Raw genomic sequence first — 13001 nt, forward strand, 5'->3', positions numbered from 1 at the left:
GCGGCTGCGCGCTAGGCGGGCCGGTGGACCACCGCGACCGGGCTGGCCGCGTGATGGGTCAGCGCCCGCGAGGTCGACCCGAGCAGGATGCTGCGCAGCCCGCCGAGGCCACGGCAGCCGACGACGGTGAGGACCGCCCCGGCGGACGCCTCGATCATGGCCTGGTCGACCCGTCCGGTGTACAACGGACGCGTCTCGACCCGCAGCCGCGGATGCAGGCTGTGCAGGTCGGCCGTCGTCGTCGCGAGCAGGCGTTCGGCCTCGGCCCGGCCCTCGGTCATCGCATCCGTGGCCCGCGGATGCAGCGCCTCGGTGTACGCATGCAGCACGACCAGGTCGGCGCCGCGGAGCGCGGCTTCGCCGGCGGCGTACCGGAGGGCTCGCTCGGCGTGCTCGGACGCGTCCACGCCGACGAGGACCGGGCCGCGCTCGGGCGCCGGTCCGCGTACGACGATCACCGGACCCAGCCCGTGCACGGTGACCTGGTCGGCGACCGAGCCGAGCAGCAGATGGGTGAAGCCGCCGCCGCCCCGGGCGCCCACGACGGTCGCGATCGCCTCCCGGGACGCGTCGACGAGGACGGCCGTCCCGCCGCCGGTCTCCATCCGCGTGTCGACCTGCAGCCCGGCGTACGCCGTCCGCAGCCGCTCGGCCACAGTGCCGAGCATGTCCTCGGCCTGCCCGCGAGCGCGGGCGTCGAAGTGCTCCATCTCCCCGAGCGTGCCGATCGGAGAGAAGCCATACAGCGGCAGGTGGTATCCGTAGACGCAGCACAGCGACGCGCCGTGCCGAACGGCGTACGCGGCCGCCCAGCGGGCGGCATCCATAGCCGTGGGTGATCCGTCCACGCCGACCACCACCGGGGGTTTGGCATCCACGCGATCACCTTCTCCCGCGCGCGCATACCCGACCCCGGGAGGGCACAAACGCGTCTTGCGCAGGCGGTCCGGCGGGGCGGACGATAAGGGAACAAGCCCCCATGGAGGCGCGATGCTCAGCCCGCGCGAGGAGATTCAGCTGGCGGAGATCGAGCGGCAGCTCGTCGCCGATGATCCAGCTCTGTCCGCGCGCCTTGGCGGGATGCGCCGGCGGCACACCTGGCTTCGCGCGCTCACCCATGTGGTTGCCGCGCTCCTGACGATCTTCGTCGGGCTGTTCGTCGGCATCGAATGGGCGATCGCGATCCTGGCCCTGACGGCCTTGATCGCCGTGATGATGATCCACAGCCGCCGTTCCTGAACCCGCTGCCGGCGAATCTATGCTCGCCCCGTGAGTTCCTACACCCCGGCGGAGGCGGTCGAGCTGACCGGCTTCAGCATCCACACTCTCCGGTATTACGAACGCATCGGGCTGCTCGGCGACGTCAGCCGGACGTCGGGCGGGCGCCGGGTGTTCTCCGACGACGACCTCGGCTGGCTGGACGTACTGCGTTGCCTGCGCGACACCGGCATGCCGATCAGTCAGCTGCGGCGCTACTGCGATCTGGCGCGCGCGGGGGAGGCCACGCTCGCCGAACGGCTCTCCTTGCTGGAAGAGCACTCACGCGAGGTGGAGGAGCGAATGGAGCTGCTGCGACGGCAGTACGAGCATCTCCAGGAGAAGATCGCCTGGTACCGGACCCAGGGCTGATCAGCCTCGGCTGACACCGCGGTCGGCAACCGTGACGCGATGATGATGATCTTGCTGGCCGCCCGGCCGAGTCCCTCCGCCCGTGAGCCGCTTTAAGGTCCATGATCGAGCGGGGCGTTCACCCCCCTGGCACGCCCGGCTCACCGCGGGTCGTGGTTCTCCCGCCGTCTGGGCAGCCGCCCCACCGCACCCACCCCCCAGGTGGGGCGGCCGCCCAGACGCACCCAGACGCAATCACGTGCGTGGTCAGCCGATCAAGCCTTCTCCGGCACCGGGCGCATCCGCAGTTTCGAGCGCGTCGGCGACGAGGGCAACGCGGGAGCCGAGCCGGCGCGTTGTAACGGCATGACCCTGATCGACTTGGATGCGCCGCCGCCCCCGACGCCCGCCGGGGAACGACCGGCCCGGCTGGCCGGCGTACGCGCGGCGCTGCGACGGCAGCGGACCGCCGTCGTCGGTGGAACGCTGCTGGCCCTGGTGCTCGCCACACAGGCGGCCGCGGCTCCAGGCGTACCGGCGGTGGCGCCGATCCGTCTGCCCCCGGTGTCGGTGGACGGCGACGTGCTGATCACGGGCGACCGGGCGTACGTCGTGACGGGGCAGGACTTCGAGCTGCGGGCGTACTCGCTGGCCAGCGGGCGGCAGCTGTGGGCGTACCAGTCGGGGCGGCCGATCGAGGAGCTGCGCGACGCCGGTGACCTGGTGCTCGTGGTGAGCCCACAGATCACCCGGGTCGGCGCGAACCAATCGCCGGAGATCACGCCCGGGCTGATCGCCGCGCTCGACGGTGTCACCGGGGCGAAGCGCTGGGAGCATCGGGGAGCCCTGGTGCTGCCCGGTACGCCGGCCTCTGGCGTCCTCGTAGTACAGGACGACACCGGGCTCGTCGGGCTGACTTCCGGCGACGGGCACGTGATCTGGCGCAATGGAGACGGTCAGCCCTATCCGGCGTACACGCCCGCCGCGGAGATTCTGATCGGGACCTTCGTGGCCGACGAGCCCGGGTCCCCCGAGGGACGGACGCAGCTCGGCCGGCTGGATTCACTGACGGGCCGAGTCACGCCGGTGGGCTCGCTGCCGCTGACGGCCATGGCGTTGATGGCCGTCGGTTTGTCCGACGTGCTGGTGTTGGACGGGCGTGCCGGGCTGTCGTATGGGCTTGCCGTCGCCGGAGCTGATCCCACGGCGGTCATGAGGGTCACCACGGTGGCGGCTAGCGCTTCGATGGAGATCGCCGGCGATCCTCGCTGTGGCCGGTTGGTGTGCCTGGTCGCAGGCCCGGAGTTGGTGGCCGTCGACCTGAAGGCCCAGGCGACGGTCTGGCGGCGGGCCGGCGCATGGACCGGTGTCCAGATCGAGGTGGGGGACGCGACCCTGCTGCCGCTGATACCCGCGCAGTCGATGGCGACGGCGCTGGTGGACGCCGCGACCGGGCAGACGCGGGCCGACTTGGGAGTGTGGCGGGTCGCCGGAGTGGTCGAAGATCGGATCTACACCTTGTTCGAACCGAAACGCGGGGGCCGGGCGTGGCTCGGCGTGGTCGAGGGAAGCCGGGTTCGCGCCGTCGCCGACCTCGCCGACGCCCGCAACTGCCGGGTCGGCGCCGGCTGGCTGCTCTGCACCGGCGACGGCACCTCGGGCACTCGTGCCTGGCGGCTCACGGAGGCCGGCTTGACCGGAATAAAGTAAGCGCGCATACTATCTGTCATGGAGAGGTACTGGCTGGGAGTCGTCTGCCGCGACCACGTACGCCGCGGCACCGGACTGGGCATCGCCCAACTTGGGCACGGCAGACGGGACGGGCTGGCCCGGCTGTCGCCGGGGGACTGGCTGGTCTACTACTCGCCCCGCACCGGCCTGCGCGGCGGTACGCCACTCCAGGCGTTCACCGCGATCGGGGAAGTGGCCGACGACGAGATCTGGCAAGCCGACGAGGGAGACTTCCACCCGTGGCGTCGTAGGGTGTCCTACGTGGAGGACGCACGGGAGACCCGCATCATGGATCTCGATCTGGCTTTGACCCGCGAGCGCAACTGGGGCTACCAGTTGCGCCGCGGATTGGTGGAGCTGTCCGAGGCGGACTTCGCGGTGATCCGGTCCGCCCTGGCGGGCCATCGGTGAGCGGCCTCGACACCGAGTTCCGCAGCGCCGACGAGAGCCCCGGGCTGCTGCTGTGGCAGGTGACGAACCAGTGGCAGGCCGCCATCCGCGCCGCGCTCAAACCGTTCGGCCTGACGCACGTGCAATTCGTGCTGCTCGCGGCGCTGACCTGGCTGCAGGACTCGGGACCGGTCACCCAGAAGGCATTGGCCGACCTGGCGGTCACCGACCCGATGATGACCTCCCAGGTGCTGCGCGCGCTGGAGGGCCGGGCCCTCGTCCACCGCCCGCCCCATCCGCAGGACCGGCGGGCGCGGGCGCTCGAGGCGACCGAAGAGGGCCGGGCTCTGGTCAACCGGGCCATCGTCGCCGTCGAGGCGTGTGACCGGGAGTTCTTCGGCGCTCTCGGCGACGGCGTGGAGCGCTTCGCCGGAGCGCTGCGGGCGCTGCGCCGCCCGTAGGACGCGGAAACGCGAGTTTACGTCAGCTTGACCGGGGGAAACCCTGGACCGTGGATTTCTTACTTTGGATCATCGCAGTAATCCTCGTGATCGCCGGCGTGTTCGCTCTGATCCGGCGGCAGATCATCTGGGGCATCGTGCTCATCGTTCTCGGCCTGCTGGTCGGGCCGGGTGGCGTCAGCCTGTTCAGTTGACGCGGGGGGCCGGCTGACGCGTGGGATCAGCCGGCCCCAGTCACGGCCATCCGGCGCCCGGCACGTCCACGTCGACGGCGAGCACCTGGCCGCTGCCGGGCCGCACCGGTTGAGCCTCGGTCATGCCCTGCCAGACCGCCGTCACGATGAACAACGTGGTACCCGCTGGACCGCCGAGCGCGCAAGCGAATCCGCCCCGATCCAGGTCGATCGTCTGCCGGACCTCGCCGCCTTCAGCCACGCGTACGCACCGGCGGTTGGGCACGTCGGCGTACCAGACGGCGTTCTGGGCGTCGAGACAGATGCCGTCCGGCGCTCCGTCGCCGAGATCCGCCCAGATCCGTCGATTCTCGAGGGTCCCGTCCGCCCCGATGTCGAAGCCCAGAAGACAGTTGCGGAACGAGTCGGCGACGATGAGCGTCGAGTTGTCCGCCGTTACCGCCATTCCGTTGGGAAACAGGACGTCGTCGGCGACCTCGCGTAGGCCGCCGTCCGGGGTCACCAGCGACACCCCGCCCGGCCGGACCTCCTCGCCGGCCATCGGATCGAAGCCCGCCCGGTTCACGTAGACGTTGCCCCGCCCATCGGCGACCACGTCGTTCCAGCCCGGACGGCCGAGGTCGGCGTACCTCGTCAGGCCCCCGTCCCCGGCCTGGACGAGCAGCCGCCCCTCGGCCGACGAGACGATCACCATCCGGCCGTCGGGCAGCCACGCTGTGCACAGGGGCAGCGACGGCACGCGCGCGACCACCTCGCTCTGGCCCGCCAGGTCAGTCGCGAGGATCTCACCGGCGGACCAGTCCGAGAAGTACAGCCGGCCGCCGTGCCATCGCGGGGACTCCACCAGCCCCCGGCCACCCAGCACCACCCGAGCCTCACTCATCGCCGACCACCTCACTCATCCGTCTCACCTGCTTATACGAACGAGCCCCCGCCGAATCGACAACCGCCCCCACAGATACGGTCGCGATCATGGAAAACACCCCTCGGGCCGCCCCCTGGCCGCTGGCCAGCCTTCTGCTGGTCGCCGCCGGGACCTTCCTCTCGGTCACCACCGAGATGCTGCCCATGGGCCTGCTCAGTTCCATCAGCCACGACCTGCGCGTGAGCGAGCCGTCGGTCGGGCTGCTCGTCACCGGGTACGCCCTCATGGTGGCCCTGTTCGCGGCCCCGCTCGGCCGGGCGACCGCCCGCCTCCCGCGGCGTGCGCTGTTCGTCGGCACCCTCGTCGCGTACGCCGGAAGCAGCGTCTTGATGGCGGTGAGCACGGCCTACCCGATCGCGGCCGTCGCACGCCTGCTCGGCGGGCTGACCCACGGGGTGTTCTGGGCGATGGTCGCCGGATACGTGGCGCGCCTGGTTCCGCCGGAGCGGCTCGGCCGGGCGGTGACCATCGTGTTCAGCGGCGGAACCGTGGCCGTCCTGGTCGGAGTCCCGCTGGGGACCGGGCTCGGAGTGGCGATCGGCTGGCGGGCGTCGTTCCTGGCGCTCTCCGGGGCGACCGCGCTCGTCGCACTGGTCGCGTCGCGTCTGCTGCCGCCGATGCCGGGCGAGACCTCCGCAACCGAGACCAGTCTGGTACGCGTACTGCGAACGCCGTCCGTGACCGTCGTCGCGGTCACCACGGCGCTGACCATGCTCGGCTACTTCGCCTTCTACACCTACATCTCGCCGTTCCTGCAGGCATCTGGGGTCGCCGAGAAGACGCTCGGCCCGGCGTTGTTCGGCTACGGCGTCGCCGGGGCGGTCGGCTTGTTCCTGGCCGGGATGCTGGTCGATCGGCGACCGCGGCTGGCGATGCTGTCCGGCGGCGGCATCCTCACCGCGGCGCTCGTCTTCCTCGCCGGCGCCCCTGACGGGCCCGTGCTCGCCGTCGCCGGGGTCATGGTGGCCGGGCTCGCCCTGAACGGGCTGGCCGTACTGGTGCAGGCCGCCATCCTGCGCGCAGCCCCGCCGCAGGCGGGGGACACCGCGTCGGCGCTCAACGCCTCGGCGTTCAACCTCGGCATCGGCGGTGGGGCGCTGCTCGGCGGGCAGGTCCTGGCCGGCTGGGGAACCGGTGCGCTGCCGGCGGTCGCAGCCGTGCTGACGGGGGCCGGACTGCTTGGCGTCCTTTATGGACGGCGCGACGGCTTCCCGGCCGTCATCGAGACGGTACGCCCGCCGGCCCCACGGTCGCCGGAGGATCGTCCCGCCGAGTACGGCGCTGGGCGTACCGGTTGATCTGACGCGGAGCGGCCGTCAGTGCCCGTTGTGAGCGCGCATCGCGGACGCCGCGGCGGTCTGGCCCTGGTCCGTCAGTCCGTCGATGACGCCGCCGACGTCGGCGGCCGAGCGGTTCTGGCTGAGCTTGGCCTTGGCCTCGACCCGTTGGATCACCAGCTCGACCCCGACGATGGCGCGTGCCTGACCGGCGACGAAGGCCGCCGGAGCGTCGTCCACCGACCACGGGTGCGCCCGGCCGGCCTCATGGTGGTCGGTCAGCCGCCGGACGAGCCCGGTCACCCACTCGGCATCATCGTGGACGATCAACTCGCCGTAGACGTGGGCGGTCACGTAGTTCCACGTCGGCACGACCCGGCCGTGCTCGGCCTTGGTGGCATACCAGGAAGGGGAGACGTACGCGTCCGGGCCGCGCACGATCACCAGCGCCTCCCCGAGGACGGGCCGCTTCCACTGGTCGTTCGTCCGCGCGACGTGGCCGAGCAGCGCGCCGTGCTCGCCGACGGCCGGGTCGAACAGGAACGGGAGCATCGTCGCTATGAGTCCGTCCGGCGTCGCCGTGATCAGATCGGCCGCGCCAGGGTGACGAAGCAGCTCGCCGACGGTTGCGTCGTCTGCGGCGAAATGGCTGGGAATGTACATGGATGTCGTCCTCGCTCGAACGCCTGCGGCCTCCACCAGCCTGTCATACGGTGAGGGCTGACCTGACACCCGACGAGGGAGTGCCTGATCATGGACTTGCACCACGACAACGGCACGATGGCGCAGGGCGTCTCGGCCGCACTGGAGTGTCACCGGATCTGCGAGGAGACCATCAACTACTGCCTCCAGCAGGGCGGGCGGCACGCGGAGGCGGCCCACATCCGGCTGCTGACCGACTGCGCCGACATCTGCCGCATGGCGGCCGACTTCATGGCCCGGTCGTCGGAGTTCCATCCGGCCATCTGCACCCTGTGCGCCGACGTCTGCCGCCAGTGCGCCGCCGCCTGCGAGGCGTTCGGCGACGACGTGCAGATGCAGCGCTGCGCCGACGCCTGCCGGGAGTGCGAGCGCTCCTGCCGCCAGATGGCGGCCGCGCACGCCTGAGGTGGCGGCCCGGGCCGGATCCGGGAATGCTTGCGGGCATGACCTTCGCCATCGGCGGCACGCTGCCGGTAGACCGGCTCGGCTTCGGCGCCATGCAGATCACAGGCCCGGGGATCTGGGGCCCGCCGCGCGACCACGACGAGGCGATCCGCGTCCTGCGCCGGGCGGTCGAGCTGGGCGTGACCTTCATCGACACCGCGGACTCCTACGGACCGGGCGTCTCCGAGGAACTGATCCGGGAGGCACTGCACCCGTACCCGGAGAATCTGGTGATCGCCACGAAGGCCGGGCTGGCGCGGACGGGACCGGACCAGTGGCATCCGCTCGGGCATCCGGCGTACCTGCGGCAGCAGGCCGAGCTGTCGCTGCGGCGGCTCGGACTGGAGCGGATCGACCTGTTCCAGCTGCACCGCATCGACCCGGCGGTGCCGCTCGCCGATCAGCTCGGCGCGCTGACCGAACTGCAGAAGGACGGCAAGATCGGCCATATCGGACTGTCGCAGGTCTCGGTCGCTGAGCTGCGGCAGGCCCGGGCGCATACCGACATCGCCACCGTCCAGAACCTCTACAACCTGGCCAACCGCCGGGCGGAGACGGTGCTCGACTACTGCGAAGCGGAAGGACTCGGGTTCATCCCGTGGTTTCCGATCGCCACCGGTGAGCTGGCCCGGCCGGGCGGTCCGCTGGACGCCCTCGCGTCGGCGGCCGGGATCACGCCGGTCCAGTTCGCACTGGCCTGGCTGCTGCGCCGGTCGCCGGTGATGCTGCCCATTCCGGGCACCTCCTCGGTCGCGCACCTGGAGGAGAACCTGGGCGCGCGAGCCGTCGAGTTGACCGACGAACAGTTCAGCGCGGCCCTCGAGCTGTCGTGAGGTACTCCACCCAGGTCTGGCGGCCGACCGCCTGATCCGGGGCCGTGATCGCACCGGCCGCGATGGCGTGCGCGGCCGCGCCCGGCAGCGGAATCGGCACCAGCGCCCGCCGCTTGCCCTTCACCTGGAGGTAGTCGCGCACGAAGACGGCCATGTCGGCGACGACCGGCCCGGCGACCTCGGGGACCAGCCCGGCCGGATCGCCGCGGATCAGCTCGGCCATGCGGTCGGCCACGGTCTGCACGTCGACCGGCTGGAACTTGAGCCCGCGGAAGGTGGGCACGACGGGAGACTTCGACAGGGCGCCCGCCACGGTCTCGATCAGCTCGAAGAACTGGCTGGCCCGCAGAACCGTCCACGGCAGACCGGACTGCCGGACCACGCGCTCGGTCGCGAGCTTCATGGCGAAGTAGCCGAACAGCGTCCGGTCGATCCGGCTGCGCATGGGCACACGATCGGCGCCCACGACGGAGACCGACACGATGTGCGGCGCACCGGCCTTCTTGGCCGCCGCGACCAGCGTACGGGTCAGCGCTTCGTCGTCCTTCGGGCCGCCGGCGCAGTGGGCGATCACGTCCACTCCGGTCACCGCTTCGGCGATGCCGCGCCCCGTGGCGAGGTCGCCGACGACACGCTGGACGCCGGGTTCCCCCGGCGCGCCGGGTTTGGCGGGATGGCGGGACAGGATCCGGACCTCGTCGCCACTGCGGCGTACGCGGTCGGCGACCTGCCGGCCCAAGGTGCCGGTGCCGCCCGTGATCAAGACGAGGGCCATGACGGCGAGCCTACTCGCGTACGCGGGCCGCGAAACGTCATTCGTCCAGCGACAGCATGACCTTGCGCAGCAGCGCGTTGAGCTGGACCAGCTCCTTTTCGGTCAGCGCGGACAGCAGCCGGTTCTCCCGTTCCAGGCCTTCGGTGAGGTGCCGCTGCCAGACCGTACGCCCCGCCGCCGTGGGCCGGATCAGCACGCGGCGGCGGTCGTTCGGCTCGCTCTCCCGGGTGATGAGCCCGGCGCTCGCCAGCCGGTCCAGCCGGCTCGTCATCGCGGCCCGGGTGACCGCGGTCGCCTCGGCCAGCTGGCCTGGCGTCGCCTCATTCGGGTACGGCTGCACCATCAGCGCGTGCAGCGTCTTGTAGTCCTCGATGGTGAACTCGGAGTCGGCGAACGCGGCCACGTCGTCGCGGCGCATCCGGCGCAGGATGTGTCCCATCCGGATCACCGCCGCCTCGACCTCGGGGGAGAAGGCCGGGTCGTCGCGGAGATAGTCGGCCCAGCGTGCGACGTGATGATCGGCGGCGTCCCGATCCGGTGTGCTCATCTCCCCATGATGTCAGCTTCCGACGACGTCTGATAATTAGTTGTCAAATAGTTCGACGCTGAACTACCGTGCGGGCATGAGACGAATGAGCCGCGACTTCCGCATGCTGGCCCTGGGACAGGGACTGTCCTGGCTGGGCAACGGTTTCCAGACCGTCGCCCTCGCGGTGGCGATCCTGCTCGCCGGCGGCGGAGCCGGCGACCTCGGCCTGGTCATGGCCGCGTCGGTCGTCGCGATGCTGGCCGGCACCCTCTTCGGCGGCGTCTGGGCCGACCGGATGCAGCCCCAGCGGGTCATGGTGCTCTCCGACATCGTCCGCGCCGCCGCCGCGACCGGCATCGCGCTCGTCTTCGGCACCGGCCACTATGCGCTGCCGCTGATCATGGTGCTCGCCGCGGCCTCCGCCGGAGCCGGGGCGTTCTTCGGCCCCGCATTCACCTCCCTCAAGCCGATGCTCGTCCCCGCCGACCAGCGGCAGGCCGCCAACGCGACCCTCAGCCTGCTCCAGACCTCGTGCGCGGTCCTCGGCCCGGCACTCGGCGGTCTCGTGGTCGCCCGGTTCGGCGCCACCACCGGCTTCACCGTCAACGCGATCAGCTTCGTCGTCTCCACAGTGACCGCGCTGCTCATCCGCGTCCGCGTCACCCGCCCGCCCCGCGAGGGGATGCTGCGCGAACTCGGCGCGGGCTGGCTGGAGATCCGGCGACGCGACTGGCTGCTGGTGGGAGTACTGGCGGCCACGGTCTATCACATCGCCAACGGCGTGGTCCTCGTCCTCGTGCAGGTCCTGGCGATCGAACGGCTCGGCGGCGCGAGCGCGGCCGGTCTCGTGGCGGCGGCCGAAGGACTCGGCGGCGTGGTCGGCGCGGCCGTCGGCATGCGCTTCAAACCCCGGCGGCTCCTGCGCGCGGGCTGGCTGACCCTGCTGCTGATGCCGGTCTGGGTCCTCGTCTACGTCTGGCCCGGCGTCCTCACCGCCGTCGCGGCCGGAGCCGTCGTCGGATACGCCGGACTGGCCTTCTTCTCCGTCGCCTGGGACACCGCGCTGCAGGATCACATCCCGCACGACCGGCTGGCCCGGGTCGCCTCGTGGGACATGCTGACCTCGTTCCTCGCCATGCCGATCGGCAACGCCCTCGCCGGACCGCTGGCCTCAACCTTCGGCTACGACCCCGTGCTGACGGTCTGCGCGCTCGTCCTGCTCGGAGCCGGGATCGCGCCCTTGGCGGTCGCCGGTACGCGCCGCCTCGTCCGCTCCACTGTGGAGATCGCGCCGACGCCCCGGCCGTCGCCCGAGTCCGCCGAGGCCGGTATTCCCTCGTGACCCTGCGATCCTGCTGATCTTGAACAGAAAGCGGTGCGGGGGCGACGTCTTCCGTTCAAGATCACCTGCGACGGCCGCCCCGCCCCGGCTACAGTCGGCTGATGGATCATGAAGACCCTCACGTGCACGGCTCGTCGTTCGGCGCGGCCGCGACCGCGTACGCCGAGCACCGCCCCGACTACGCGCAGACCGCCCTGCGCTGGGCGCTCGACCTCGCACCCGGTTCGCGCGTGCTCGACCTCGGCGCCGGCACCGGCAAGCTGACCGCCTCCCTGGTCGCGCTCGGCCTCGACGTCGTCGCGGTCGAACCTGATCCGGCCATGCTCGCCGAGCTGCGCCGCGGACTGCCCACTGTGCAGGCACTGTCCGGCAGCGCCGAGTCGATCCCGCTGCCGGACGCGTCCGTCGACGCGGTGGTGGCCGGCAACGCCATGCACTGGTTCGACATGGCCGTCGCCGGCCCCGAGATCGCCCGCGTCCTAACGCCCGGCGGCACCCTGGCCGGCCTCTGGAATGTGATCGACGACCGAGTGGACTGGGCCGCCGGGCTCGACCAGGTCAGCGGGCCGGCGGCGATGGGCCCCCGCGACACGTTCAGCCGCTGGCGGGCGGCGACGGCACACCTGTACCTGACCCGTGACGGCGCACCGGCCGGGTTCGGCTCCCCGGAACAGGCCGAGTTCCCGCACGGGCAGCGGCGTACGGCCGACTCCCTGGTCGCGACCCTCGGGACGCGAGCCGGCATGCTTGTCATGCCCGAGCCGGACCGGGCCGCCGCGCTGGACCGCATCCGTGCCTTCCTGGGGAGCCGGCCCGAGACCGCCGACGGCGAGTTCACCCTGCCGATGCTGACCGGCGTGCTCCGCGTACGCCGAACCTAGGCCGACACCAGGTCGGAGCGCTGCGGCTGGACCAGCTGGGTCGCCGCGATCAGCCCGACGATCGTGCCGCTGAGCAGCCGCAACAGGGAAACCAGCCCGAGCACGCCCATCGGCCCGCCGTCAGCGGCCAGCGGCGAGTCCACCACCAGGTTGAGCGTCAACCAGAGACCCCAGGCGAAGGCGGCGCCGGAACCGAGCCAGGTCAACGTGAGGGCGGTCCACGTCGGGCCGCCCTTCATCCGATGCAGTCCGACCGCGCCGGCCATCGACAGCAGCCCGAAGATCGCCATCAGGAACCGGCCGCTGAAGCTGGTCGATCCGGCGGGCAGTCCCGCGTTGCCGCCCAGTCCCCAGTAGAGGCAGATCAGCCCGAGAGCGGCCTGCAGGCCGATCATCGTCTTGGTGAGCAGCCCCAACTCGGCCGGCAGGGGTCCGCCCGGCAGTCGCGGCCAGCGTTCGCGGGCGTACAGGACGAAGGCGGTCAACAGGCCGACGCCCTGGCTGACGAACCCCACGTAGACGACGGCGTACACCCACGGTTCGACGATGCCGCCGCCCTCGGCGAACACGTTCAGCCCGCGTAACGCGCTGATCGCCGCAGCGGCTGGAAGCGCGAGGACGATGGCTCCGAGGAACCCGACGCCCACCCACATCGGGAACAGGACCAGGGGAGCCGGCAACCGGCGCCCCCAAGGGCGGGTGAACGCCAGCGCGAGCACGACCGCCGTCACGTCCATCAGCACGGTGAAGGCGTTCATCGCGAAGAAGGTCGCGTCGTCTGGAGTGGACTCGTTCGCGCCGACGGTGCCACCGGACAGCCATATCACCTTCAGGACCAGGTAGGGCAACGCGGCGGCGACGGCTGCGAATGCCGCGATGTTCTTGGCTCTTGTCATGCCCTCAGCGTCG

The 13001-nt window shown here is 71.4% G+C and carries 17 protein-coding genes; 11 read left to right on the plus strand and 6 right to left on the minus strand.

From position 1 onward, the window contains the following. Nucleotides 1-11: 11 nt before the first annotated feature. The gene (locus AB0H43_RS33765; RefSeq protein WP_360006157.1) at nucleotides 12-878 is read right to left on the minus strand and encodes a universal stress protein; all 867 of its coding nucleotides are present in this window, start codon (nucleotides 876-878) and stop codon (nucleotides 12-14) included. A 112-nt stretch (nucleotides 879-990) separates the two neighbouring features. Here AB0H43_RS33765 and AB0H43_RS33770 point away from each other — a divergent pair, with 112 nt between their 5' ends. The 6 genes from AB0H43_RS33770 (at nucleotide 991) to AB0H43_RS33795 (ending at nucleotide 4384) form a co-directional block, all read left to right on the plus strand. After that, nucleotides 991-1239 carry a DUF3040 domain-containing protein gene (locus AB0H43_RS33770; protein WP_360006159.1) on the plus strand — a complete coding sequence of 83 codons (249 nt, stop codon included), beginning with the start codon at nucleotides 991-993 and terminating at the stop codon, nucleotides 1237-1239. 30 nt (nucleotides 1240-1269) lie between these two features. Then, on the plus strand, nucleotides 1270-1629 hold the full coding sequence (locus AB0H43_RS33775) for a MerR family transcriptional regulator (protein ID WP_360006160.1): 360 nt from the start codon (nucleotides 1270-1272) through the stop codon (nucleotides 1627-1629). A 345-nt stretch (nucleotides 1630-1974) separates the two neighbouring features. Further along, complete coding sequence (locus AB0H43_RS33780; RefSeq protein WP_360006161.1) at nucleotides 1975-3318, plus strand: PQQ-binding-like beta-propeller repeat protein; 1344 nt, start codon at nucleotides 1975-1977, stop codon at nucleotides 3316-3318. Nucleotides 3319-3336: 18 nt separating this feature from the next. Continuing rightward, a complete protein-coding gene (locus AB0H43_RS33785; protein WP_360006163.1) occupies nucleotides 3337-3750 on the plus strand; it encodes an EVE domain-containing protein in 414 nt (137 codons plus the stop codon). Further along, nucleotides 3747-4190, plus strand: a complete 444-nt coding sequence (locus AB0H43_RS33790) for a MarR family transcriptional regulator (protein WP_360006165.1) — start codon at nucleotides 3747-3749, stop codon at nucleotides 4188-4190. Before AB0H43_RS33785 ends, AB0H43_RS33790 begins: the two co-directional genes overlap by 4 nt. Nucleotides 4191-4240: 50 nt before the next feature. Further along, a complete protein-coding gene (locus AB0H43_RS33795; protein ID WP_360006167.1) occupies nucleotides 4241-4384 on the plus strand; it encodes a GPGG-motif small membrane protein in 144 nt (47 codons plus the stop codon). A gap of 40 nt (nucleotides 4385-4424) precedes the next feature. Here the strand turns inward: AB0H43_RS33795 and AB0H43_RS33800 are convergent, their stop codons facing one another. Beyond that, on the minus strand, nucleotides 4425-5267 hold the full coding sequence (locus tag AB0H43_RS33800; RefSeq protein ID WP_360006168.1) for an SMP-30/gluconolactonase/LRE family protein: 843 nt from the start codon (nucleotides 5265-5267) through the stop codon (nucleotides 4425-4427). An 89-nt stretch (nucleotides 5268-5356) separates the two neighbouring features. Here AB0H43_RS33800 and AB0H43_RS33805 point away from each other — a divergent pair, with 89 nt between their 5' ends. After that, on the plus strand, nucleotides 5357-6607 hold the full coding sequence (locus AB0H43_RS33805) for an MFS transporter (RefSeq protein ID WP_360006170.1): 1251 nt from the start codon (nucleotides 5357-5359) through the stop codon (nucleotides 6605-6607). 18 nt (nucleotides 6608-6625) lie between these two features. Here the strand turns inward: AB0H43_RS33805 and AB0H43_RS33810 are convergent, their stop codons facing one another. Further along, nucleotides 6626-7249 carry an FMN-binding negative transcriptional regulator gene (locus tag AB0H43_RS33810; protein WP_360006172.1) on the minus strand — a complete coding sequence of 208 codons (624 nt, stop codon included), beginning with the start codon at nucleotides 7247-7249 and terminating at the stop codon, nucleotides 6626-6628. 90 nt (nucleotides 7250-7339) lie between these two features. On the opposite strand from AB0H43_RS33810, the gene AB0H43_RS33815 reads away from it, so the two are divergent. Both AB0H43_RS33815 and AB0H43_RS33820 read left to right on the plus strand, forming a co-directional pair. Beyond that, complete coding sequence (locus AB0H43_RS33815; RefSeq protein WP_360006174.1) at nucleotides 7340-7693, plus strand: four-helix bundle copper-binding protein; 354 nt, start codon at nucleotides 7340-7342, stop codon at nucleotides 7691-7693. Nucleotides 7694-7719: 26 nt separating this feature from the next. Beyond that, a complete protein-coding gene (locus tag AB0H43_RS33820; protein WP_360006176.1) occupies nucleotides 7720-8565 on the plus strand; it encodes an aldo/keto reductase in 846 nt (281 codons plus the stop codon). Here the strand turns inward: AB0H43_RS33820 and AB0H43_RS33825 are convergent. Together AB0H43_RS33825 and AB0H43_RS33830 are read right to left on the minus strand one after the other, a co-directional pair. After that, nucleotides 8540-9340 (minus strand): NAD(P)H-binding protein, encoded by an 801-nt coding sequence (locus AB0H43_RS33825; protein WP_360006178.1) that lies wholly within the window; start codon nucleotides 9338-9340, stop codon nucleotides 8540-8542. The genes AB0H43_RS33820 and AB0H43_RS33825 overlap by 26 nt on opposite strands. Nucleotides 9341-9377: 37 nt before the next feature. Continuing rightward, complete coding sequence (locus AB0H43_RS33830) at nucleotides 9378-9887, minus strand: MarR family transcriptional regulator (RefSeq protein ID WP_360006180.1); 510 nt, start codon at nucleotides 9885-9887, stop codon at nucleotides 9378-9380. Between the two features lie 76 nt (nucleotides 9888-9963). Here AB0H43_RS33830 and AB0H43_RS33835 point away from each other — a divergent pair, with 76 nt between their 5' ends. Both AB0H43_RS33835 and AB0H43_RS33840 read left to right on the plus strand, forming a co-directional pair. Continuing rightward, on the plus strand, nucleotides 9964-11211 hold the full coding sequence (locus AB0H43_RS33835) for an MFS transporter (protein WP_360006182.1): 1248 nt from the start codon (nucleotides 9964-9966) through the stop codon (nucleotides 11209-11211). A gap of 101 nt (nucleotides 11212-11312) precedes the next feature. Beyond that, nucleotides 11313-12092, plus strand: a complete 780-nt coding sequence (locus tag AB0H43_RS33840) for a class I SAM-dependent methyltransferase (RefSeq protein ID WP_360006184.1) — start codon at nucleotides 11313-11315, stop codon at nucleotides 12090-12092. Here AB0H43_RS33840 and AB0H43_RS33845 read toward each other — a convergent pair. Beyond that, nucleotides 12089-12988: a hypothetical protein gene (locus AB0H43_RS33845; RefSeq protein WP_360006186.1), complete on the minus strand. Its 900-nt coding sequence runs from the start codon at nucleotides 12986-12988 to the stop codon at nucleotides 12089-12091. The genes AB0H43_RS33840 and AB0H43_RS33845 overlap by 4 nt on opposite strands. Nucleotides 12989-13001: the final 13 nt, after the last annotated feature.

It is taken from the genome of Hamadaea sp. NPDC050747, assembly GCF_040654195.1.
In the GTDB taxonomy this organism is placed as follows: domain Bacteria; phylum Actinomycetota; class Actinomycetes; order Mycobacteriales; family Micromonosporaceae; genus Hamadaea.

What these genes read in the sequence shown, in the direction of transcription:
- AB0H43_RS33770 (WP_360006159.1), top strand. Translation starts at nt 991, where the DNA reads ATGCTCAGCCCGCGCGAGGAGATTCAGCTGGCGGAGATCGAGCGGCAG.
- AB0H43_RS33780 (WP_360006161.1), top strand. Translation starts at nt 1,975, where the DNA reads ATGACCCTGATCGACTTGGATGCGCCGCCGCCCCCGACGCCCGCCGGG.
- AB0H43_RS33785 (WP_360006163.1), top strand. Translation starts at nt 3,337, where the DNA reads ATGGAGAGGTACTGGCTGGGAGTCGTCTGCCGCGACCACGTACGCCGC.
- AB0H43_RS33800 (WP_360006168.1), bottom strand. Translation starts at nt 5,267, where the DNA reads ATGAGTGAGGCTCGGGTGGTGCTGGGTGGCCGGGGGCTGGTGGAGTCC.
- AB0H43_RS33805 (WP_360006170.1), top strand. Translation starts at nt 5,357, where the DNA reads ATGGAAAACACCCCTCGGGCCGCCCCCTGGCCGCTGGCCAGCCTTCTG.
- AB0H43_RS33810 (WP_360006172.1), bottom strand. Translation starts at nt 7,249, where the DNA reads ATGTACATTCCCAGCCATTTCGCCGCAGACGACGCAACCGTCGGCGAG.
- AB0H43_RS33815 (WP_360006174.1), top strand. Translation starts at nt 7,340, where the DNA reads ATGGACTTGCACCACGACAACGGCACGATGGCGCAGGGCGTCTCGGCC.
- AB0H43_RS33820 (WP_360006176.1), top strand. Translation starts at nt 7,720, where the DNA reads ATGCTTGCGGGCATGACCTTCGCCATCGGCGGCACGCTGCCGGTAGAC.
- AB0H43_RS33825 (WP_360006178.1), bottom strand. Translation starts at nt 9,340, where the DNA reads ATGGCCCTCGTCTTGATCACGGGCGGCACCGGCACCTTGGGCCGGCAG.
- AB0H43_RS33830 (WP_360006180.1), bottom strand. Translation starts at nt 9,887, where the DNA reads ATGAGCACACCGGATCGGGACGCCGCCGATCATCACGTCGCACGCTGG.
- AB0H43_RS33835 (WP_360006182.1), top strand. Translation starts at nt 9,964, where the DNA reads ATGAGACGAATGAGCCGCGACTTCCGCATGCTGGCCCTGGGACAGGGA.
- AB0H43_RS33840 (WP_360006184.1), top strand. Translation starts at nt 11,313, where the DNA reads ATGGATCATGAAGACCCTCACGTGCACGGCTCGTCGTTCGGCGCGGCC.
- AB0H43_RS33845 (WP_360006186.1), bottom strand. Translation starts at nt 12,988, where the DNA reads ATGACAAGAGCCAAGAACATCGCGGCATTCGCAGCCGTCGCCGCCGCG.